The 18860-nt window shown below is 71.9% G+C and carries 16 protein-coding genes; 10 read left to right on the forward strand and 6 right to left on the reverse strand.

Features of this window, described 5'->3' with window-relative positions; translation table 11 throughout:
• Positions 1-400: 400 nt before the first annotated feature.
• From D7W79_RS21145 to D7W79_RS21155, 3 genes are read left to right on the forward strand one after another with little or no spacing between them, the layout of a single operon-like run.
• A complete protein-coding gene (locus tag D7W79_RS21145; protein ID WP_120527196.1) occupies positions 401-1177 on the forward strand; it encodes an SDR family NAD(P)-dependent oxidoreductase in 777 nt (258 codons plus the stop codon).
• On the forward strand, positions 1174-2043 hold the full coding sequence (locus tag D7W79_RS21150; protein ID WP_120527197.1) for a [LysW]-aminoadipate kinase: 870 nt from the start codon (positions 1174-1176) through the stop codon (positions 2041-2043). The genes D7W79_RS21145 and D7W79_RS21150 overlap by 4 nt, the downstream gene beginning before the upstream one ends.
• On the forward strand, positions 2030-3106 hold the full coding sequence (locus D7W79_RS21155) for a M20/M25/M40 family metallo-hydrolase (protein ID WP_120527198.1): 1077 nt from the start codon (positions 2030-2032) through the stop codon (positions 3104-3106). Before D7W79_RS21150 ends, D7W79_RS21155 begins: the two co-directional genes overlap by 14 nt.
• A 4-nt stretch (positions 3107-3110) precedes the next feature.
• On the opposite strand, the gene D7W79_RS21160 is transcribed toward D7W79_RS21155, so the two are convergent.
• Positions 3111-4349, reverse strand: coding sequence for an MFS transporter (locus D7W79_RS21160; RefSeq protein WP_120527199.1), 1239 nt, complete (start codon positions 4347-4349; stop codon positions 3111-3113).
• A gap of 99 nt (positions 4350-4448) precedes the next feature.
• Between D7W79_RS21160 and D7W79_RS21165 the strand changes: the two genes are divergently transcribed.
• From D7W79_RS21165 to D7W79_RS21180, 3 genes are all read left to right on the forward strand, one after another.
• Positions 4449-5369: an RluA family pseudouridine synthase gene (locus tag D7W79_RS21165; RefSeq protein WP_120527200.1), complete on the forward strand. Its 921-nt coding sequence runs from the start codon at positions 4449-4451 to the stop codon at positions 5367-5369.
• A gap of 108 nt (positions 5370-5477) precedes the next feature.
• Entirely contained in the window at positions 5478-6971 is a 1494-nt protein-coding gene (locus D7W79_RS21170; RefSeq protein WP_147441993.1) for a putative metal-binding motif-containing protein, read from the forward strand.
• Between the two features lie 11 nt (positions 6972-6982).
• A complete protein-coding gene (locus D7W79_RS21180) occupies positions 6983-8476 on the forward strand; it encodes a putative metal-binding motif-containing protein (RefSeq protein ID WP_208729791.1) in 1494 nt (497 codons plus the stop codon).
• On the opposite strand, the gene D7W79_RS43735 is transcribed toward D7W79_RS21180, so the two are convergent.
• Entirely contained in the window at positions 8461-8916 is a 456-nt protein-coding gene (locus tag D7W79_RS43735) for a helix-turn-helix domain-containing protein (RefSeq protein ID WP_208729792.1), read from the reverse strand. The genes D7W79_RS21180 and D7W79_RS43735 overlap by 16 nt on opposite strands.
• A gap of 268 nt (positions 8917-9184) precedes the next feature.
• Here D7W79_RS43735 and D7W79_RS44545 point away from each other — a divergent pair, with 268 nt between their 5' ends.
• The gene (locus D7W79_RS44545) at positions 9185-9538 is read left to right on the forward strand and encodes an alpha/beta fold hydrolase (protein WP_208729793.1); all 354 of its coding nucleotides are present in this window, start codon (positions 9185-9187) and stop codon (positions 9536-9538) included.
• Between the two features lie 6 nt (positions 9539-9544).
• Here the strand turns inward: D7W79_RS44545 and D7W79_RS21195 are convergent, their stop codons facing one another.
• The gene (locus tag D7W79_RS21195; RefSeq protein ID WP_120527204.1) at positions 9545-9841 is read right to left on the reverse strand and encodes a hypothetical protein; all 297 of its coding nucleotides are present in this window, start codon (positions 9839-9841) and stop codon (positions 9545-9547) included.
• Between the two features lie 169 nt (positions 9842-10010).
• Between D7W79_RS21195 and D7W79_RS21200 the strand changes: the two genes are divergently transcribed.
• Together D7W79_RS21200 and D7W79_RS21205 are read left to right on the forward strand one after the other, a co-directional pair.
• Complete coding sequence (locus tag D7W79_RS21200) at positions 10011-11054, forward strand: hypothetical protein (protein ID WP_120527205.1); 1044 nt, start codon at positions 10011-10013, stop codon at positions 11052-11054.
• A gap of 10 nt (positions 11055-11064) precedes the next feature.
• Positions 11065-11598 (forward strand): GNAT family N-acetyltransferase, encoded by a 534-nt coding sequence (locus tag D7W79_RS21205; RefSeq protein ID WP_120527206.1) that lies wholly within the window; start codon positions 11065-11067, stop codon positions 11596-11598.
• A gap of 3 nt (positions 11599-11601) precedes the next feature.
• Here the strand turns inward: D7W79_RS21205 and D7W79_RS21210 are convergent, their stop codons facing one another.
• Positions 11602-12552: a neprosin family prolyl endopeptidase gene (locus D7W79_RS21210; protein WP_208729794.1), complete on the reverse strand. Its 951-nt coding sequence runs from the start codon at positions 12550-12552 to the stop codon at positions 11602-11604.
• A 143-nt stretch (positions 12553-12695) separates the two neighbouring features.
• Entirely contained in the window at positions 12696-16613 is a 3918-nt protein-coding gene (locus D7W79_RS21215) for a bifunctional serine/threonine-protein kinase/formylglycine-generating enzyme family protein (protein WP_120527208.1), read from the reverse strand.
• A gap of 129 nt (positions 16614-16742) precedes the next feature.
• Between D7W79_RS21215 and D7W79_RS21220 the strand changes: the two genes are divergently transcribed.
• Complete coding sequence (locus tag D7W79_RS21220) at positions 16743-17675, forward strand: sigma-70 family RNA polymerase sigma factor (protein ID WP_120527211.1); 933 nt, start codon at positions 16743-16745, stop codon at positions 17673-17675.
• A 1-nt stretch (position 17676) separates the two neighbouring features.
• On the opposite strand, the gene D7W79_RS21225 is transcribed toward D7W79_RS21220, so the two are convergent.
• The coding region (locus D7W79_RS21225) for an ADYC domain-containing protein (RefSeq protein ID WP_338078815.1) at positions 17677-18860 on the reverse strand (1184 nt) is incomplete at its 5' end.

An 18860-nucleotide genomic window follows, 5' to 3' on the forward strand; every position in this document is an offset into this window, starting at 1 on the left:
GTGGATAAGAGACAGCACCCGGGCTGAGAGAACTGGTCCGACAGTCGGACCCGTTGGAGAACGGCGCTGGGAGGGGGGCTCCACCGGGCCGCGGGAAGTGGTCCGACAGTCGGACCAGTCGGGGAACGGCGGCGGCGAGGGCTGCTCCAGCCGGGCCGCAGGAACTGGTCCGACAGCTGGACCGGTTGGGAAACGGCAGTGGGGAAGAGGTGGCCCACCCGGGCCGCAGGAACTGGTCCGACAGTCGGACCCGTTGGAGAACGGCGCTGGGAGGGGGGCTCCACCCGAGCGGCGGAAGCGGGCCCGACAGTCGGATCGGTTGGGACCTTGGTGCGCGGTTCGGTGGCGTGCGGTGGGATGACTCAGGCGCGGCTGGGCGCCAACTTCTGGAGGGACGCGGATGGAACTGGGACTCGCCAACAAGGTCGCGCTCGTCGCTGGAGGCTCCAGCGGGCTGGGGCTCGCCGTCGCGGAGGAGCTGGCGAAGGAAGGCGCGCATGTCGCCATCGGCGCCCGGGACACGGACCGGCTGGCCCAGGCCGAAGCTCGGCTCAAGGCCGTGGCTCGCGGTGGCCGTGTGCTGGCGACGCGCGTGGACGTGAAGGACGACGCGGACGTGCGCCGGTGGGTGGACGAGGTGGTCGCGAAGCTGGGCGCGCTGCACGTCGTCGTCACCAACAGCGGGGGCCCGCCTCCGGGCCCGGGCTCCACCTTCGGCGTGGACGCGTACCGGAGCGCGGCGGACGCGGTGCTCCTTCCGCCCATCTCCCTGGCGCTCGCGGCGCTGCCTCACCTCAAGAAGGCCGGGTGGGGACGCCTGCTGTTCATCACCTCGGAGACGGTGGTCCGGCCGGTGGCCCGCTTCGCGCTGTCCGGCTTCGCCCGCCTGGGCATCGTCGGCTTCTCCGCCGCGCTGGTTCAGGAACTGGGCGACAGCGGCATCACCGTCAACGTGCTGGCGCCGGGCTACATGCGCACGCCGCCCGTGGAGCGCACCGCCGGCAACGCGGGGGACGTGGAAGCGGGGCTTCGCGCCATGGGCGCCCACATCCCGCTCAAGCGCGTGGGGCTCCCGGAGGAGTTCGCCGCCGCGGCGGTGTTCCTCGCCAGTGAACGCGCATCCTTCATCACCGGCACCGTGCAACTCGTGGACGGCGGCGCGAGCGTCATCGGATGAGCGCGAATCCCGCCACTCCAGCCCGTCGCCCCGTCGTCGTGAAGATTGGCGGCGCGGCGGGCGTGGACCTGGAGAACGTCTGCGCGGACGTGGTGGAACTCGTCCGCCAGGGCGAGCGCGTCGTCGTCGTCAACGGCGGCTCGGAGGCCGGTGAGCGGCTCCTGGGCTCGCTGGGCATGGAGCGCCCGGAGGCGACCACCGCGAACGGCAACGTCGTGCGCCTCACCTACGCGCCCACGCTGCGCGCGCTCACCATGGCGTGGGTGGGTGAAGTGAACAAGGCCGTGGTGCTGGCGCTGCTCGCGAAGGGCGTCACCGCGCTGGGGCTGTGCGGCGCGGACGGCCGCGTGCTCACCGCGCGCAGGCGCCCGCCGCTCAAGCTGCAGGGCGCCGACGGGCGGATGCGCATTGACCGCGAACACCTGGCCGGAGAGGTCTCGGTGGTGAACTCGGCGCTCCTGGGGACGCTCCTGGACGGCGGCTACGTGCCCGTCGTGTGTCCTCCGGCGGTGACGGAGGACGGCGTGCTCGTGAACGTGGACGCGGACCACGTGGCGTCGTCCATCGCGGCGGCGCTGAGCGCCAGGGCGCTGATCATCCTCTCCAACGTGCCGGGGCTGCTCGCGGATCCGAAGGACCCCGCGACGCTGGTGCGTGCGAGCGACGACGTGGAGGGCTGCATGCCGCTCGCGGGCGGACGCATGCGCTACAAGCTGGAGGCCGTGCGCCGGGCGCTGGAGGGCGGAGTCCCTGCCGCGTATGTGAGCGCGTCGCGCGTGGCGCGGCCGGTGTTCTCCGCGCTGGAGGAGGCGGGCGGCACGAAGTTCACCCTTCGGGACAAAGGCGGGGCGGATGCGGGCGCGTGAGCCGGGCGTCGACTTGTTGCGGTGGATGGTGGAGCAGTACAGCCCCAGCCATCAGGAGGCCTCCTTCGCCGGAGCGCTGGTGGAGCGGCTGGGCGCGCGCGGCTGGAAGGCGCACACCGACGCCGTGGGCAACGCCGTCGCCCGCTACGGGGACGGGGACACCGTCATCGCGTTCCTGGGCCACATCGACACCGTGCCCGGCGAAGTGCCCGTGCGGCTGGAGGGCCAGAAGCTCTATGGCCGGGGCGCGGTGGACGCCAAGGGGCCCCTGTGCGCGTTCATCGAAGCGGTGGAGCTGCTGGACGACGCCGAGCGCGCCGGCAAGCAGTTCCTGCTGCTGGGCTGCGTGGAGGAGGAGGTCGCCATCACGCGCGGCGCCCTGCACGTGCGCGAGCAGTACGCCCCCGACTTCGTCATCAACGGCGAGCCCAGCGGCGCGCACGCGGTGACCATTGGCTACAAGGGGCTGTTGCGCCTGGACCTGGAGCACCGCGCCAGCCGCCGCCACACCGCGAGCCGCGACTATCGCGCCGCCGCCGAGCACGTCATCGACGCGTGGAACGCGCTCAAGCGGCTGTGCGACGACTGGAACCGCGAGCGGCCGTCCCTCTTCGAGCAGAACCTGCCCTCCCTCAACGCCTTCCACACCGGCGCGACGGAGACGGAGGAGTGGGCCACGGCCGCGGTGAGCATCCGCACCGGCCCGTCCACGGACACCGAAGCGCTGCTCGCGGCGCTGGCCACCGTGCCCACCGTGACGGTGCGCACCGTGGCGAGGAAGAACGCCGTGTCCACGAACGGCAACGACGCGCTCTCCCGCGTCTTCAAGCAGGCCATCCGCGAGCGCGGCGTGAAGCCCACGCTGCGCCTGAAGACGGGCACGTCCGACTGGAACACCGTGGCCTCCGCGTGGAGCGTGCCCACCGTGGCCTACGGCCCCGGCGACGCGGCGTTGGACCACACGCCGAACGAGCACATCGACCTGCCGGAGTACGAGGAGGGCGTCGCCATCCTCGCGCGCGTGCTGGCGCTCCTGCCGGTGAAGGCGCCTGTGGAGGGCTGAACGCTCAGGTGCCCAGCGCGGCCAGGCCCCGGGAGCGCAGGGTCCGCATCCCCACCACGATGCCGAAGAAGAGCAGGGCGCAGCCCGCGGTGATGGGCCGCACGCCCACGCGGTCCGACAGCGCGCCCTGTCCCCAGACGCCCAGGATGTAGCCCGCGTTCACCAGCAGCAGGAACAGGCTGCTCACGCGCGCCTGCAGCTCCGGCGGCGTGCGCGCCTGGCACACCGTCTTCAAGCCGGTGAAGGCGACGAGGTACACGGCGCCCAGGATGAACAGTGTCACCAGGGCGATGGGCAGCGTGGGGGACAGCCAGTACGCGGCGGAGCACAGCCCCACGAGCAGCAGCGCGGTCTCCAGGAAGGCCCGCCGTCCAAACCGCGCGACGAGGGCGCCGGAGCCGAACGCCGCGATGACCGCGCCCGTCCCCTGCGCGGTGAGCAGCATGGACGTGGTGGTCGCGTCCCCGCCCAGCACCTTCAGGGCGAACACCGGCACCAGCCCCACGAAGGGAGAGATGAGCAGGCCCACCAGCGCCCCGGAGCCCAGCGCGAGGGCGATGCCCGGGTCCGTCCACGCCAGGTGCACGCCCCGCATGATGCCGGCCCAGAGCGCCTCCACCTTCGGGGGCACGGCGCTCGCCGCGGCACCGCGCATCGCCGCGAGCGCCAGCAGCACCGCGAGGAACGACAGCGTGTTGACGAAGAGCGCCCCGGCGATGCCCACCTTCGTCAGCACGAGCGCGGCCAGCACGGGGCCGATGATGCGGCCCAGGTTGAACTGCGCCGAGTCCAGGCTGAGCGCGTTGTGCAGGTCCTCCTTGGGCACGACGGCCACGGTGAGCGCCGTGGCGCAGGGGATGACCAGCGTGCTGAAGGCGCCGTTGAGCAGCGAGATGGCCGCCACCCACGGCACCGACAGGTTCCCCGTGCCGGCCAGCACCGTGAGCAACGCGGCCAGCAGCGCCTGCACGCATACGCACACGGCCATGAAGGTGCGCCGGTCGAAGCGGTCCGCGAGCGCGCCACCCAGGGGCGCGAGCACCAGCGAGGGCAGGTGCGTCAGCGCCGCGACGCCGCCCGTCCAGGCGGCCTGGCCCGTCACCTGCGTGACGTAGACCCCCAGCGCGACGGACTCCATCCACGTGCCGATGTTGGACACGAGCGTGCCCAACCAGAGAAGGGTGAAGTCGCGGTGGGACAGAGCCCGAGCAGAGCCCGAACGGGAAAACAGGGAGGTGGCCACGGAGGGCCCCTTTCTACTGCGCGCCCCTGACGTGTGCTCGGTGGGCGCACGCCTACACGGTGGTTGACTCCCTGCCTGCCTTGGGAGACGGGGAAAGGCATGACGCGCCTCAAGGTTCTCGTGGTTCCCCGGGAGATTGCCGGCGAGCGGCTCGACCGGTTCCTGACGAAGCACATCCCGGGCCTCACGCCGGAGCGGGCCCGGGCGCTGCTGGACGCAGGACGGGTGCGCATCCGGGGCAAGAAGGCGCAGGCGACGCGCAAGCTGTGGGGCGGCGAGGAGCTCACGCTGGAGGCGCCGGAGCCCCGGCCGTCGCCGCATGCTTCCGTGGAAGGGCCGGAGCTGCCGGTGCTGTACGACGACGCGGCGCTCGTCATCGTGGCCAAGCCGCCGGACCTGGTGGTGGAGCCGGAGGGACGGGCGGCGTCGGTGGTGGGGCTGCTCGCGGCGCGGTGCCCGCCGTTCGACGTGGAGGGCGTGGCCCAGCCGGGAGTGGTGCACCGGCTGGACCGCGAGACCAGCGGCTGTCTGGCATTGGCCCGCACGGATGACGCGGTGGCGGCGCTCTTGAAGGCGTTCCAGGAGAAGCGCGTGGACAAGCGCTACCAGACGCTGGTGCTGGGACGGCCGCCGGACACCGGAAGGTTGGAGGGGCCGTACGCGAGGGACCCGAAGGACCCACGCCGCTTCACCACCCGCGTGCCGTCCGCCCGGCGCGCGGCGCTGACGTTCACGGTGCGCGAGCGGTTCCGGGAGGGAGCGCTGCTGGACATCGACCTGGACACGGGGCGCACGCATCAGATCCGCGTGCAGCTGTCGGAGGCCGGGTTCCCGGTGCTGGGGGATTCGCTCTACGGCACGGAGGCGGCGCGCAAGCACCCGGCGGCGCTCGCAGTGGGGCGTCAGGCACTGCACGCGTGGCGCCTGGAGGTGCCGTCCTCGGCGACGGGCCAGGTCGTCCAGGTGGAGTCACCGCTGCCGGAGGACTTCCTGCGCGGGCTGGCGGTGCTGCGCGGGTAGGCCATTGGCGGATGTGATAGGGGTTGGGTGTTGGGGAACTCCTGAATGGATGTCAGGCCTTGCGTCCATTGCGCTTCGATTGGCTCAGGACGTCACCGAGAGGGGAATATGCAATCGCGGATGAAGTCGTGGGTGCTGGCCTTGTGGCTCGTGGGCTGTGGTTCCAACACGAGCCCGTCGGGGCCGGAGCGGGACGCCGGCACGCAGGTGGATGCGGGGACCCGGAGCGACGCGGGCGTCACGGACGACGCGGGAACACCTGACAGCGGCGTGGCGGAGGCCCTGCCCTGCGAGAAGACCCAGGGCGTGTGCTCGGGCGCGAAGCGGGCCATGGTGGAGGGCGCCTATGAGCCCGTGTGCACCTCGCGCTCCTATGGCGCGGACTACGAGGCCACGGAGACGCTTTGCGATGGCCTGGACAACGACTGTGACGGGGTGACGGATCCAGCGACGTGGACGGACATCACTCCGACGAAGTTCGTGCCCGACGATGCCTCAGTGGACAGCCTGCCCGTGGCCGGGGGCTTCCTGATGACCTACGTCGACAGCTCGGAGGGCATCAAAGTCCTCCAGTTCGACGAGTCCCTGACCCTGCAAAGCTCATCGCTCATTCCGTTGGATGCAGCTTCATCGCCCTTCTCGCAGGCCCAGTTGCTGCGCACCTCGCGCGGCTTGGCGCTCTACTTCACGGCGCATCATTTCCAGTCGGGCGCCTTTGCTCAGGGACACCTCGTGCAACTGGATGAGCAGGGCGTTCCGCTCGGCCCTCCCGAAGGCATCGTTCTGTTCGAGCAGGCCCGGTATTGGGGGGGCTGGGGAGGCTCGGCGCGCGTGGCTGTATCCATGGATGGGGCGCGGATTGCCGTGGTCTGGACCGTGGACATCCTCGATGACCGTGAGGTGCGGGGCATGGTCGTCGACGCGAACGGAGCGGTCCTGGCCGAGCCCCGGGTGTTGTTCCAATCGGACGCCTTCCATTTCTCCTCACCCGAGGTGCTGGGCCTTGAGGATGGGGGCTTCCTGGTCACGATTCACGAGGATGGTGGGGAGCGCGAAAAGTCGTGGTTCCGGATGCGGCGTTGGGACCGCGAGCTGGGCCCCGTGGGAGAAGAGCGAATCTTCCCCGTGGCGTACATGGCCATTCCCGAGCTGCTGATGGCGCCAAGGGACGATGGCGGCGGATGGGAGCCGATGTTGCTCTACCGCGAAGCGGATGGACCCACGCCCCGGATCCATCAGCTGCGCTCACTCTTCGAACCGGAGATGTCGGAGACGCTGACGCCCACGACGTGGAGTCAGTCCTCCGCGCTTGGCGCCACGGTGACCTCCCGGGGGCTCCAACTGGCCTGGCTCTCCACGACCTTCACGGATATCCCCCAGGCGGCACCCCCCAGTCCCTGGAAGGGACGGCTCTGGGGCTTGGGCCCGTCTGGCGTCATGACGGATTGGACTCCGGGCCCCACGCCCCTGTCCATCTCTCTTCAGGGCGCCGCAGTGCGACTGCACGAGCTGCCGGGCCAGTGGATGGGAGCGCTCCTGAGGACCGCCACGGACGACCCTCCGTCCTACACCTTCCACTCACTTCGTTACTGCGCCCCTTGATACCAAAGACCATGCAATCACCGATGAAGTCGTGGGGATGGTTGGCATTGGCATTGGCTCTGGTGCTCGCGGGCTGTGATTCCTCCTCCATGCCGCCGCCGCCCGTGCCGGATGCCGGCACGCAGGGGGATGCCGGTGTCACGGACGATGCCGGGACGCCCGACAGTGGCGTGGCGCAGGCCCAGCCCTGCGAGAAGACCCAGGGCGTCTGCGCTGGGGCGAACCGGGCCCTGGTGGACGGCGCCTACGAGCCGGTGTGCACGGCGCGCTCCTATGGCGCGGACTACGAGGCGGCGGAGACGCGCTGCGACGGTCTGGACAACGACTGCGACGGGGTGACGGATCCGGCGACGTGGGCCGACGTCGCTCCGATGCAGTGGGCTCCGTATGCCAGCATGGTGGACAGTGCCCCGGTGGAAGGGGGCTTGCTGGTGGTCGTCTCCGACCGTCCCGGGCAAATCCAGCTCCTTCGGCTGGACACGGCCTTGTCCCTTGTCGGCACGACGGTCATTCCGGTCGCGACGGGCATCGATCCCGCCACGGCGGCACAGCTGGTGCGCACTTCGCGTGGGCTCGCGCTCTTCTACTCGGTGCAGGGCTCGACCTACGACTCCACCCAGGGCCGGCTGCTTCCCCTCAATGAACAGGGAGCCCCGCTCACCGAGCCGCCGGGAGTCTTGCTGTTCGAGCAGCCCGCGAGATACGCACCGGCCCGCCTGGCCTTCTCCCGGGATGGAGGTCATGGCCTGGTGACCTGGGTTTCCTCCGCGCCCGCCACCGGTGACGCCCGCGAACTCCTGGGCATGATGGTGGATGCGGACGGCCAGGTCCTCTCCGAACCCCGGGTCCTGTTCCAGGCGGAGCAGGCGCGCACTTCGCTCTTCGGCCCGAAGGTCCTGAGCCTGGGGGACGGAAGCTTCGTCGTGCTGGCCGTGGAAGGCGCGGGCGTGGCCGACGAAGAGCGCATCCGGCTGAGACGCTATGACTCAAGTCTCTCCCTGATTGGAGAGGAGCGCATCCTCACTGCCGGGTATTCGTCCACTCCCAGGCTGCTGCTGTCGCCCCCTACACCGGAAAGCCCGTCGGGCGAGCCGATGCTGCTCCTTCGCGCTGCTGGAGGTGCGAACCCACAGCTCCAGCAGGTGCGAGCCCTGTTCAGCAATGGCGGCCTGGAAACGCTGACTCCCACGACGCCGAGTCAGTCCGCATGGCTTGGTGCCACGGTGACGTCGCGCGGACTCCAGGTGGCCTGGATCTCCATGCGCTACGCACCGGTCACGGGCCAGGACACGTTCTTCGATTTCGAGGGACGGTTCTGGGGCATGAGCCCGTCAGGCATCGTGACGGACTGGACCCCCGGGGCTCTTCCCATGCCCATGCATCGCCATGGCGAGTGGGTGTTGATGCATGAGCTGCCGGGCCAGTGGATGGGGGCACTCCTGATGAACGCCACCGACAACCCCCGGTCCTACACGCTGCGGTCGCTGCGCTACTGCGCGCCCTGAGCCCGGCGGTTCGCGGCGGCCCATTCACCGGGCGTCGTCTGGCGGAAGGCCCGCGGGGAGCAGCCCAGCTCCCTGCGGAACGTGTGGATGAAGTTCGACAGGTCTCCGAACCCCACGTCGAGCGCGATCTCCGTCACCGGCCTTCGCGTGTCGCGCAGCAGTGCCAGCGCGTGGAACACCCGCGTCCGCAGCAGGTAGCGGTGCGGCGTCAGCCCCGTCTCCCGCTTGAACACCCGGAGGAAGTGATACGGGCTCATGCCGGCCACCCGCGCCAGCTCGCCCAGGGTCAGCTCCTCCGTCGAGCCCTGTTCGATGGCGGCGAGGGCCGCATGGACTCCATCGCGAGCGAGGCGGCGGGGCGCACGGGAGGGCTCCAGCCTGGGCGCGCGACCCAGCTGCGCGCCCACCTCCGCCGCGAGCGCCAGCCCCAGCGCCTCCAATACGGCTTCCCGCTCAATGGCTTCCAGTGGCGCGGTGCCCTGGAGCGCCTGTCCTCCGACCGCCGCTGCGTCGCCCCCGACTTCATGGGCCTGGGCTACACGGAGGTCGCCGACGGCCAGGACGTCTCACCCGCGTCGCAGGTGGACATGCTCGTGACGCTGCTGGACGGACTGTCCATCCCGACCGTCGACCTTGTCGCGAACGACAGCGGGGGCGCCGTGGCTCGCGGACAAGCTCCTGGCCCGTTCGGAGACAGGCATTGGGGGAATGACATACACCCATCCCTCCCAGCCCACCGACGAGGCCATCGAATACTACTTCGCGCCGCTGGTGCGCTCGGCGCGGGGAAGAGACCAGGTGCACGCGTATACGCTGGCCCTGGATCAGAACTCGCTCGCGGGCATCGAGCCCGCGCTCAAACGCTGCCAGGTGCCGGTCCGCATCGTCTGGGGCACGGGCGACACGATCTTCTCTGCCTCCAGCGCGGATTACCTGGACCGGACGCTGGGCAACTCCCGGGGCGTGCGGCGGGTGCCCGGCGCCCGGCTCTTCTTCCCCGAGGAGTACCCCGACCTCCTCGCGGAAGAAGCCCGCCATCTCTGGGGTGCGCGCCCGCGCTGAACTCCACTACTCGCGGCGCAACCCGGACGTGTCTTCGTCCTCGTCCTTGGGCTCGGCGGGCTCCAGCCGGGCCTGCCGCTCACTGGCCTCCCAGGAGGCCTCGGCGTCACCGGCGTGCACGCGGGCCGCGGCCCCATCGTCCTGGTCGCCCGTCCACGTCGTGTGGCCTCCCGCGAACCCCTCCAGAGGACGGGCGCCGCGATGCGACTCGACCTCCAGGTCCTTCTGCTCCTGCTCCCGCAGCCGCTCTCGCTCCTGCTCTCGCTCGTGCTCGTGCTGCTTCTCGAGAATCCTCTCCGCCATGGTCCCATCACCTCCTGCCCTCAAGGTGGGGGCGGCCGTCCTGGGATGGCAGGGGGGAGCGGGCAGTCCCCGCATGGCCGCAAGGCAGGCGTGCGGTCGGCGGTACGGGCGTCACCCGGAGTACGCTCCAGGAGCCCGGACCGGCTGGGCACAACCAGGAGCGCGGCGCATGCAGCACCCCGGTGTCTCCATCGTGGCGGATGACACCCGGAGTTGGGGACTGGAGACCCCTGGCCCCGGGCTGCTGCTGCACGTGCCCGCGAAGGGCCGCTGGGCCCAACGTCCCGCCGTGTGTCTGGAGGCCGCTCCGGACTACCGGATCCGCCTGCGCTGCATGGCACAGCCGCTGCTGTGGACCCGCATCGACGCGTACTGGGACCGCGCCGTCTTCCTCCGGGGCACGTGGCCCTTCCCGTGGCTCCTGCCCCGCCTGTCCGCGCCCGAGGTCCGGGCCGTGGAGGCCCCCTCCGGTTCCGAGGCCTGGTGGGAGGACTGGAGCTGGCGGCTGGCGCGGGCGCTCGTGGAGTGTCCGCTGCCCGTGCTCCACGCCGGGCACTGGTGTCTGCGCCCTGTGCGCGCCATCCCCGCGGAGAAGGCGGAGCGGCATCCCATCTCCCCCATGGAGTGGGGCTTCGGTCAGCCTCCCATGCCGCCGCACTCGCTGGACGCCGTGGAGCGGTACCTGCCCGCGTGGAAGGAGGACTGGTGGGAGAACGCACCCGGACAGCGGCCGGGCGCCGTGCTCGGGCTGCGCGCGCCCTCTCACCCAGAGGATGGGCGCGTGAAGAGCTGGCGCAAGCGCGCGCGGGACGGCACGTTGCCGCCCGTGCTGCTGCTGTACGTGGACATCCTGGCGAAGTGGCTGGTGCTGGATGGCCACGACCGGCTGTGCGCGGCGCTGCTCGAAGGCGTGGAGCCTCCGCTCCTGGGCCTGTGGCCGTTCATCGACCCGAAGCGCCCCTGGAACTCCGTCCGTGAGGAGGGCGCCCTGTTCAGCGCGGACTTCCAGCTGCGCACCGGCGCGACGCCGGAGACCGTCGACCGCGTCAACCGCATGCTGCTGCTCAACTTCACCCCCGACCCTCGGGGAACCGTGTCGCGCGCGTGGCCGCTCCCGGGAGGAAGGGAGGCCTGGCGCGAGGAGGTCACCGCCCGGCGCCACAAGAGCGGTGGGTTTCCCCTGGACGACCTGGAGTGGGCGTGGCTCACGTAGACTGCCCGGCATGATCCAGGACTTCGAACGCACGACCACCGACCGGCTGCTGCTGCGCGCCGTCCGCGAGAGCGACCTGGAGGCGGTCTTCGCCCTCCACTCGGATCCAACGACGAACCAGTTCAGCCGCCGCGGCTACATGGAGACGCGGGAGGACGCGCGGCGCGTCCTGGGCGTCTGGCTGGAGGACTGGGCGCGCGAAGGCGTGGGCTACTGGCTGGTGGAGCGGCTGGACGCGCCCGGCATCGTCGTGGGCCTGGGCGGCGTGCGCCACAAGGAGCTGGAAGGACAGCGCGTGCTGAACCTGGCCTACCGCTTCACGCCGCAGACCTGGGGCTCCGGTTACGCGACGGAGGTGTCCCGGGTCGCGCTGGCGCTCGCGGCCCGGCACCTGCCACACGTTCCGCTGGTGGCCATCATCCACCCGAACAACGTCGCGTCCATCCGCGTGGCGGAGCGGCTGGGGCTGCGCCTGGACCGCCACGTCACCGAGGACGGCATCGCCAACCGCGTGTATGTGGTTGGCCCGGCCGCCGGTCCCTGACGGCTACCCGCCGCCGTTGCCGCCGTAGCGGAGCGACGAGCCGCCCGGGTAGTAGAGGTCGTAGTAGGTGGCGTTGGTGACGGACGTCCACGCGCCGCTCATGAGGAAGCAGCTGGTCCCGGAGTGGGTGCACATCTCGTCGATGGCGGAGGCGGCCGGGTTGGTGCCGAACAGGCCGTTGCCCATGTCGGTGATGGGCGGCACTCGCGCGCCATAGTCAAACACCTCGCCGTACCAGTGGGCCATGTCGCCCGACGTGAAGCTCCCGCCCCACAGCGAGGCGGGGAAGTAGCCCATCCAGCCGTCGTTGAACCACACCCACCAGTTCCCGCCCGCGTAGACGATGTAGAAGCGGACCTTCGCCCCCACGTACGCGGACAGGTTCATGCCCGGGTAGTAGCTGGAATGGGTCTGAACCCAGCCCGTGACGTGCTTGAACACGCCCCCCACCCAGTTGCCGAGCAGCAGCGTGGGGTACGTCGTCTGCCACTTGCGGTAGCCCACCTCCACGAGCGACGTGTTGGCGCCCTGCACGATGGCCGTCTCCGCCGTGACCTGGTCCCCCCAGTTGGCGACCGCCGGGTCGGCGATCTGGATGAGCGCTCCCACGCCCAGCGGGAAGCCCGTGGCCGACGTCGGCTTCATCACGCCCGCGTAGTAGTAGGCGTCGGCGCTCGCGGACACGGGACGGTCGCCGGGCACGTTCGCGGCCAGCATGGGCGCGCGGTGGTGCGGCGGCTCCGGATCGCGCGTCGCCCGGGGAACCTGTCCCGTGGGACAGAGGCGGGCCGCGGAGGGTGTGACGGCGCTCGCGGACGGCCCGAGCACCAGCGCGGCCGATGGCGCGGCGACCCGCAGCGCCTCCGCGGACAATGGCTCGCAGCGATAGTCGCTTTCGACGGACGCGGCCGGGGCGGCGGACGGCTCCTGCTCCGGCGCGCCACAGCCCGACACGGCGAGGGAGATAAGACAGACAACCCGAAGGCAAAGCGTTGCGAGCTTCATGGTGACCCCCGATTCCAAGGCGTCACGATGCTTATTCGGACATCGCTTCAAATCCAGGAAATATTGAAATCCCCTGGGTCTTACGACTTGCGTCAACGCGGGTCGAACGAAGCGCAGACGCGCACGCCGCTGCGGACGTCCCGCGCGGTCGCGTCACCGGGGGAGAGGTCGGCGCTCGCCGCGACGAACGAGTCGTAATACCAGGAGCCTCCCCGGAGCACGACGCTGCCGAACTCCGGCGTCACGGAGCGCGTGAGCTCGTAGGCGTTGCCCGCCATGTCCTGCAGGCCGAACGGGCTCACCGACGCGGGATGTGTTCCCACCGCGTCCGGGCCGAAGGCCAGCGGCCGGCGGTCGTAGGTCGCGTCGATGTTGGCGTCGTCCGGCTGGAGCTCGTCGCCGTGGGGATAGCGGCGGCCATCCGCGCCACGCGCCGCGTACTCCCATTCGTGCTGGCCGCACAGGCGCGCTCCCGGAAGCCGCTTCGTCCGGTGGAGCCAGTAGAAGTAGCCCTCCAGGTCCTGCGCGGACACGCCGGACAGCGGGAGCTGCTTCCAGTCCACGCTCGCGTGCCGGGTGCGCTCCGCGTAGAGCAGGGGTTCGCCTTCCTTCGCGGTGCGGAACTCCTCGCGGGTGCGGTGGAAGGTGAAGACCCAGCCCGTGCCCTGCCGCCACCGCAGCGTGATGGTGCCTCCGTCGCCGAAGTGCGGCTGCTCCAGGAACCGCCTCGCGGGCGCGTCCGGGGGCAGGTCCTCCAGGTAGGTCAGCCAGTCGCCGAACGTCACCTCGTTGCGGCCCACCAGGAAGCCGCCGGTGAGGCAGTAGCGATGCATCGGCGGGCTGAAGGTGAAGCGGCGCACCGCCTCCTGCTCGGCGCTGCCCAGCAGGAAGCACCCCGGCGGAATGTAGACGTACCCTTCGGGCACCTGCGTGGGGAGCGCCAGGCGCAGCGCTTCCCGGGCGCCGTGCGTGAGGAACACCGGGACGTCCACGGGCACGCGTCCGGGCTGCGTGACGTGGACCAGGTAGGAGCCCTCCGGGAGGACGAAGCGCGAGGTGCCGGTGTCCGGCAGGGCCTCGAGGCGGAACGGCCCCTCGCTCCGGACGACGCGCGAGAGGGACACCCGGGCGCCGGACGGAAGGCTCTCGAACGTCAGCTCCGCGGGCTCGTAGAACCGCCGCAGCCAGGCCGCGCCCTCCTTGGAGGCGTCCACCTCCTGCTCCAGGCGTTGCAGCCAGGCGTCGCGTTCGTGGCGCTGATGGAAGGCCTCCGCCAGGAGCACGCGCTCGGACAGGACCGCCGCGATGAGCCGGCGCGTGTCGGAGTGGTGGCGGTCCCGGTCCAGGCCGCGCTCCAGGCTCCGGCTGGCGCGGGTGAAGGCTGCTTCCGCCTGGTCGCGCAGCGCGAGCGTCTCCGTCCACCGCTTCTCCGCGGCGCTGCGAAGGCCCGTGGCATCCGTCGCGGTCTCCGGGCCCAGTGAGGAGGGCGCCCGGCCGTCGAACATCGCCAGCGACTCCTCGCGGCTGGCGAGCGCCCTGGCGGCGAGGGTGCGGCCCGAGGCCAGTGCCTCCTTCGCGGTGCCCAGCTCCGCGGCGATGAAGCGCGAGTCCTCCAGGTACGCCTGGAGCTTGAGGCCGCCGTAGGACGCGAGGACGGCGAGCGCGAGCACGAGCGCGGTGAGCCCCCGTCCCCAGCGCGCACGCCGCACGGCGCGGTGGGACGCGCGCAGGAAGGCCTGCTCCCGGGAGGCCAGGGTGGCGGGCTCCAGGAGCCGCACTTCATCCAGCTGGCGCTGACCCCAGAGGGCCTCGCTGGCGCGGCGCAGGCGGTCCCACTCCGCGCTGGCCGCCTCCACGCGCTTGCGCAGCACGCGGTGCCCGATGTCGTCGTCCAGCCAGTCGCGCAGCGTGCCCCAGCTGCGGATGAGCGACTCGTGGGCAATCTCCCAGCGCGGCAGGCCGTTCACGGTGCGCGTGTGCAACAGCCGGCCTTCGACGAGCACGCGCAGCGCCGCGCGGGAGACTTCATCCGAGGCGTCGGCGAGGTCCTCCGCGCCACGCTCGATGCGCGTGCCCTCCGCCGTCACCAGCTGGAGCAGCAGCCGCCGCGCCGCAGCGTGCTCCGCCGGGCTCATGCGCGCGAGCACGCCGTCGGCATGCCGGGACAGCGCTCCGGCCACGCCGCCCATCGCCTCCAGCGCCGAGCGCGTGATGCGGCCCCCGGCGGAGTCGCGCCGCTCCCACAGCTCCGCGAGCGCGAACTGGAGGAGCGGCAGGCTGCCCACGCCATGCGCCGTGGAGGCGACGAGCGTCTGCACCAGCTCCGGAGACTCGAAGGCCACGCCCCGCGCGCGGGCCGGACCGATGATGGCCTCGCGCACGCCCTCCGGGGACAGGGGGCGGAGGATGTAGAGCGCCCGCTCCGCCTCGTCCCCCAGGCCCGGCAGCGCGCACAGGCGCGTGAGGAAGTCGCCGCGCACCGCCAGCAGCACGTGCACGCCCGGCGACGGCAGGGCCAGCTCTCCCAGGAGCCGGGCGAAGTGCGCGGCCTGCTCCGGGTCGGAGAGGGTGAGCAGCTCCTCCAGTTGATCAATGAAGAGCAGCAGTCCCCGCCCGCGAGCATGTGTCTCGCGCAGCGCCTGTCCCAGCCAGGCCGGCGTGTCCGTGAGGGCGGTGACGAGCTCGGCCTCCCTGCGCCCCAGCACCGGCGCCAGCGCGGCGGCCAGCGCTTCGAGCGGGCGGTGGCCGGGCCACAGCGTGATGACGTGCGGCTCCCGTCCGTCGCCCAGGTCTCCAGCCGCCACGCGGGGCAGCACCCCCGCGCGGCACAGCGAGGACTTGCCCGTTCCGGAGTCGCCCGCGACGAGGACCAGCGGGCGCGTGCGCAGGCGCTCCAGCACGGCGCGGATGTCGCCCTCGCGTCCGAAGAAGAGCGCTCGGTGCTCGGCCGCGAACGGTGCCAGGCCGCGATAGGGATTGCCGGCCGCCAGCGGCGCGGGCGCGATGGAGCGCTCCAGTTGCTCCAGCGCTTCGCTCAGCGCCTCCGCCGAAGCGAAGCGCTCGTGCGGATCCACCGCGAGGCAGCGCAGGATGATGGCGGCGAAGTCCGGGTCCACCTCCGGGCCCAGCGCGGCGCGGGGCGGCGTGTCCTCGGGCCGGCGCGAGGCGCGGCGGGGCACCTGGCCCGTGCACAGCTCGTGGAGGATGAGGCCCAGCGCATACAGGTCGCTGCGGGCGCTCGCGGGACCTCCGGCCAGGACCTCCGGCGCCATGTAGGGGAGCGTGCCCACGAGCAGCGGCGAGCCGGATGCCAGCTCCGCGCCCACGTCGAAGCGCTCGGCGAGGCCGAAGTCGAGCAGCTTCACCTCGCCCTCGCGCGTGACGAGCGCGTTGGAGGGCTTGAGGTCGCGGTGGAGGACGCCCTGGCGGTGCGCCGCTGCCAGCCCCCTCGCCAGGCCCACGCCCAGGGACAGCACCCGCCGCCACGGCACCGGCAGGGGCAACTCCGCGAGCGTCTCCCCGACGACGTACTCGGAGACGATGTACGGATGGCCGTCCACGGCGCCCACGCTGAACACGCTGACGATGTTCGCGTGCTGCAGCCGCGCGAGCGCCCGGGCCTCGGTGGTGAACAGGTCGCGGAAGCGCGCATCCGGCTGCGCCGCCGCCATGAACTTCACCGCCACGCGCCGGTCCAGTGACGTGTCGTGCGCGAGGTAGACGATGCCCATGCCCCCCCGGCCCAGCGGGCGCTCCAGGTGGAACGCGTCGAACGAATCCGGCGGCGTCCAGGGCACCGGATCCGGCGGCAGGCTGTCCGTCTCCCGGTCCCCCGGGTCGTCCACCTCCGAGCGCTGGATGCCGGGCGTGAGCGTCGCCAGCAGGCCGCGGCACTCCGCGCACCCGGCGGCGTGGCGGTGCACCTGCGCCAGCGCCTCGTCCGTCAGCTGGTCCTCGAGGAGCTCGACCAGGACCTCGTCGGTCAGGCAGCTGGAAGGGGTCTCGATCACGGGGGCCGGGCCTTCACGCTAGCCACGGGGCGCGCGGCGTTCAATGACACACGCGGACACGGCCTCTGGCACCGTGCGCGCTGCGTGCGTGGGGGGCGGGGCGGGGCGTGTCATGGTATGGCCTTGGGCATGTCCCAGGTGCCCGCACTGGCCGCGACCTTCCTCTCGCACACGAAGACGCGTTTCGTGCCCCCCTCGCCGGAGGACCTCGCGGCGCTCGAGGCCCTGCTGTCGCGCGCCTGGGAGGACGCGCAGGCCCGCTGGCCTGGGGTCGCGCTCTCCGCCGCGAACTTCGTGACCCACGTCGCGGAGCGGCTCCCGCCGGCGAGCCCCACCACGCCCATCGCGCCGCTCGTCTCCGGCCTGTCCCTGGCGGAGCTGTACCTCGCGTGCGCGTGCCTCCAGGGCCACTCCGCCGCGCACGAGGCCCTGGAGCGCCACTACCTGGCCCGGCTTCCGGAGCGGCTGCGCGGCCTGCGCCAGCCCGACGCGATGATCGACGAGGTCCGCCAGCGGGTGGGCGTGAAGCTGCTGGTGGCCAACGCCGGACACGCGCCCGCCATCGCGGACTACACGGGGCGGGGCGGCCTCTTGAGCTGGGTGGTCGTCATCGCCGGGCGCATCGCGAACAAGCTGCGCGGCCAGGAGAAGCCCTCGACGGAGGACGACGCGGAGGAGCTGTTCAAGGCGCTGCCCGCGCAGGGCCTGGATCCGGAGCTGGACGTGATGAAGCGCCGCCACCACGCGGCCTTCCGTCAGGCCGTGCGCGAGGCCGCCGCCACGTTGTCGGCCGAGGACCGCCATCTGCTCCGCCTCCACTTCGCCGACCGGCTGTCCACGTATGAGATGGCGCCGCTCTTCCGCGTCAACCAGTCCACCATCTCCCGCTGGCTGAAGCGGGTGCAGCAGCAGGTCTACGCGGAGACCCGGCGCCGCCTCCAGGAACAGCTGGGCCTCAACACGGAGGACTTCCAGAGCTTCATCGCCTTCGTGGACAGCCAGCTGGACCTGACCCTCAGCCAGCTGCTCGACGAGAAGCGCGAGCCGCCGTCCGAGGGCTGACCTACCGCACCGGCGCGGGGTCCGCCTTCGGAGGCCCGTAGGACAGGTTGCGCAGGAGCGCGGCCCCCGGCTTCACGTCGCCGCGCCGCACCGTGCAGCTCTCGCTCGCCTCGCCTGCGTTGCCCGTGTCCGCCTGGAACCGGCCGGGGCACTCCTGGAGGATGAGGTCCAGCGCGCGCCCATCCCGCGTGCGGGAGAGGCAGGTGGCGCCGTCGGGGGCCCAGGCCGCCTCGAAGGACCCCTTCGCCGGGTCCCACTCCCGCGTCACCTCGGTCGCGCGCTCCAGCACGCCCATCCGGTCATAGATGTCGATGGTGGTGTCCTGCCGCGTGTGGCTCCGGCCGTTGCCGCAGTAGTCCGCGCGGGCCAGCCGGGTGCACGCCTGATGGAGGCCGGCCAGCGACTGCCCGTCGCGGGAGGCCCAGGGCGCGTAGCCCCAGAGAATGCACTTGGAGATGGCGCCGTTCTCACACGCGAAGGTGACGCGGTCCGGGGCGTCGGCGTGGGCGCCGCTTGCGTCCCACACGCCGCCCACCGCGAGCGCCCGGGGCGCGGGCGAGCGGTCCAGCGCGACGCAGGGGTTCTCCCACTCGCGCGCCACCGCGTTCCAGGCCTCGATGCGGTAGAAGACCCGGCCCGGATCATCCGCCGCGGGCTCCGCGCCGCAGATGGCCACCTCCACGGGCTTGCCGTCGCTGGCGGTGCCCTGGAGCACGGTGCCCACCACGTCGCTGGCCGTCGCTCCTGTCTCGGGTGCGGGGACCGCCCACAGGCGGCCACCCTCGAAGCGCAGGGCCTTCACCCCGGCCTCCGCCTGCCGGGGGGCGTCCAGCGCCACGGAGACGAGCACGCTGGTGCGCTCGTCCGACGGCTTCTCCGGATCCCAGCTGCGCTTGGTGCCCCACAGCATCGTCCCCTGGGGCCGGGCGATGCGCTGGGCCGTCTGGGACTGGCAGCGGCGCGCGTAGCGCTCGGCGTCGGACGGGCCGCTCACGGACCGGGTGGTCCCGGGCTTCGGTGCGACGGGCGGTGCGGCCTGGACGCGCGCGGTCAGGAGCAGGAACAGGCATACCGGCAGGGCTTTGAAGAACGCGTTCACGTCTCCCAGGAGCCCCCGGGGAGCAAATCGATGCACGCAAATCCGTCCGTCCCCCGGACGCCCCACGCCGGGGGCGTCCCGGGCCC

This window comes from Corallococcus exercitus (assembly GCF_003611585.1).
In the GTDB taxonomy this organism is placed as follows: domain Bacteria; phylum Myxococcota; class Myxococcia; order Myxococcales; family Myxococcaceae; genus Corallococcus; species Corallococcus exercitus.

Excerpts from the sequence above, each read along its gene's own strand:
- D7W79_RS21145 (WP_120527196.1), top strand. The coding sequence starts at position 401 with ATGGAACTGGGACTCGCCAACAAGGTCGCGCTCGTCGCTGGAGGCTCC.
- D7W79_RS21150 (WP_120527197.1), top strand. The coding sequence starts at position 1,174 with ATGAGCGCGAATCCCGCCACTCCAGCCCGTCGCCCCGTCGTCGTGAAG.
- D7W79_RS21155 (WP_120527198.1), top strand. The coding sequence starts at position 2,030 with ATGCGGGCGCGTGAGCCGGGCGTCGACTTGTTGCGGTGGATGGTGGAG.
- D7W79_RS21165 (WP_120527200.1), top strand. The coding sequence starts at position 4,449 with ATGACGCGCCTCAAGGTTCTCGTGGTTCCCCGGGAGATTGCCGGCGAG.
- D7W79_RS21170 (WP_147441993.1), top strand. The coding sequence starts at position 5,478 with ATGCAATCGCGGATGAAGTCGTGGGTGCTGGCCTTGTGGCTCGTGGGC.
- D7W79_RS21180 (WP_208729791.1), top strand. The coding sequence starts at position 6,983 with ATGCAATCACCGATGAAGTCGTGGGGATGGTTGGCATTGGCATTGGCT.
- D7W79_RS44545 (WP_208729793.1), top strand. The coding sequence starts at position 9,185 with ATGACATACACCCATCCCTCCCAGCCCACCGACGAGGCCATCGAATAC.
- D7W79_RS21195 (WP_120527204.1), bottom strand. The coding sequence starts at position 9,841 with ATGGCGGAGAGGATTCTCGAGAAGCAGCACGAGCACGAGCGAGAGCAG.
- D7W79_RS21200 (WP_120527205.1), top strand. The coding sequence starts at position 10,011 with ATGCAGCACCCCGGTGTCTCCATCGTGGCGGATGACACCCGGAGTTGG.
- D7W79_RS21205 (WP_120527206.1), top strand. The coding sequence starts at position 11,065 with ATGATCCAGGACTTCGAACGCACGACCACCGACCGGCTGCTGCTGCGC.
- D7W79_RS21220 (WP_120527211.1), top strand. The coding sequence starts at position 16,743 with ATGTCCCAGGTGCCCGCACTGGCCGCGACCTTCCTCTCGCACACGAAG.